This is a genomic window from Carboxylicivirga sp. M1479 (genome assembly GCF_007097485.1).
Taxonomy (GTDB): domain Bacteria; phylum Bacteroidota; class Bacteroidia; order Bacteroidales; family Marinilabiliaceae; genus Carboxylicivirga.
The window spans coordinates 1-1,865 of record NZ_VKDE01000070.1 but is presented as its reverse complement, the minus strand read 5'-3'; the positions used below and the strand labels follow the sequence as shown (position 1 = coordinate 1,865).

At 36.2% G+C, this 1,865-nt stretch carries 3 protein-coding genes and 1 pseudogene; all 4 read right to left on the bottom strand.

The genetic code is table 11. From position 1 onward, the window contains the following. On the bottom strand, window positions 1-287 hold a 287-nt coding region (locus tag FNN09_RS20760; protein WP_143304407.1), incomplete at its 3' end, for a transposase. Between the two features lie 8 nt (window positions 288-295). After that, complete coding sequence (locus FNN09_RS21245) at window positions 296-442, bottom strand: hypothetical protein (protein ID WP_185969093.1); 147 nt, start codon at window positions 440-442, stop codon at window positions 296-298. Between the two features lie 48 nt (window positions 443-490). Further along, window positions 491-1,582, bottom strand: a complete 1,092-nt coding sequence (locus tag FNN09_RS20755) for a hypothetical protein (RefSeq protein ID WP_143304406.1) — start codon at window positions 1,580-1,582, stop codon at window positions 491-493. A 158-nt stretch (window positions 1,583-1,740) separates the two neighbouring features. Next, window positions 1,741-1,865 (bottom strand): annotated as a pseudogene (locus FNN09_RS20750) (IS1595 family transposase); the annotation flags it as partial.

Sequence of the window (1,865 nt, the reverse complement as noted above, 5' to 3'; positions counted from 1 at the left end):
TTTATATGACGCGCATTAACTAATAATATCTCAAATTCTTCTTCTAAGATATTAAACACGGGCTTCCAATATACGCCTGTGCTTTCCATGGCAACATGGGTAATTTTATTCTTTTTAAGCCAATCGCGCAGCTGCTCAATAGGCTCTGTAAATCCATCAAAGGAACGAGTTTCCTCTTTTATCCCGGTTCCTCGGATGGTTGCTACCAAAACTTGCTTATGGATGTCGATACCGCAGCCACGTTCAATGACTTGCTCAAACTCTATGTTGTTATTTGTCGTAGCCATGCCTTCTTTTATTCACTAAGTTCCGAATTACCACCAATAATCATCCCCCTGTGTGCCAAATTTACTTGCCATGGGTGTTTCATGTGTTTAAATTTTGTTTTTATTGCCACTACTTGTCCCGATTTATCGGGATGGAACTCGCCAAAATTAATCATGCTCCTGTGTGAGAAGCTATTCTCATGGCTCGTTTCATATCATTTTTTTTAAAATCCAATAGCTAATTGAAACCCAATTAATTCGTCGGTGTCAGAGTCTAAATCAGTATTAATTATTTCATAATTTACTTTGCATACCGCTGTTTGACTCAAGTGGTAATTGAGTCCAAAAGTCCATCTTTTACGATTATTGGCACCTTCTTGTTCAAAATCAATTTGGTCGTAGCGAATGATTGATTCAAGCTTTGGAAAAACAAATAAGCCTGCTTGTAAATAGAATCCTAGTTTATCATTGGTAATAATTTCACCATCTGTTGTATAATTGTCTTGTGCTGCTTTGTGTAGCTCGCTCCAAATACTATACTTAGATGCCGTATAATAAAATGATGCACCATAGATTTCTAAGTTCAAAACATTGTCAGCTGTATACTTTCCGGAGTAATAATTTAGTGCTGCATTGAGTCGTGAATTCCTCAGCCCCAAAGCACCGCCTAAGGCTTTATTAGTATTTCCACCTTTAGAGTCACGGTCATTTCCTCTCATGCTCCTAATGTCAACTCCAGGTTCACCATGTAAACCATTGACAGCATAAATTGAATAATACGGATTGATGTTGTTGAGTTTGACAGTGCCTCTTAATTGAATACCAACCTCAGCCCATGCCGAAGGCGTTATTTCACGATTTACCCATGCCCGGCTAACTGTTTTTGAGATGTATTCCGGATATTTGTATTCGTTAAACACTCCTGCCGGAACAAGGAATTTACCTGTCCTAATAACAAAAGCATTCGAGAATTTATAATCAGCATAGGCATATCTTAAATCAATATCTTTACCTGCATGTTCATATTCCAATTGAGCTTCAATAAAAATATTATCATTTAGTTGCGAAGAGAAGAAAAGATTAAAATAATGGTTGTCAAATGTTGTTGGGCCTTCTTTAGGAATGAAAAACTCATTAGTAATAAAACCATTAAAATTTACAAAGCTTACTTTCTTAGCTAGTTCGCTACCAAAGCCCCCTGTGATTTCTTGAGTCTTTGTTTCGTCGGACACGGAAATATTCACAAAGTCAAGGTTGTTTTGCGAACTTAATGTGTAGCAAAACGTTAGGAAAATGATTGAAAAGCCTAATCTCATATTGTAGTCTGTTTATTTTTCATAATACGAAACAAAACTATGAGTAGAATTTTAGTCCTGCATCAGCATATTGCTGATATTACTGTGGTAATATCCCTAAATTAGATAGGTAATTTGCGTAGTTTACTAATGTTAAAAAGTTAAAATGGGGTATCTCATCAACACCCGTGATTTTCTTTTATAATTTTATCGTATGTCACAGGTTCTGTAATAACAGCCTGCTCAAGTAGTCGCATAAATAGCAAGCCTCTGCTTTTAGAGGTTCTTCTATTGTACCTGAATA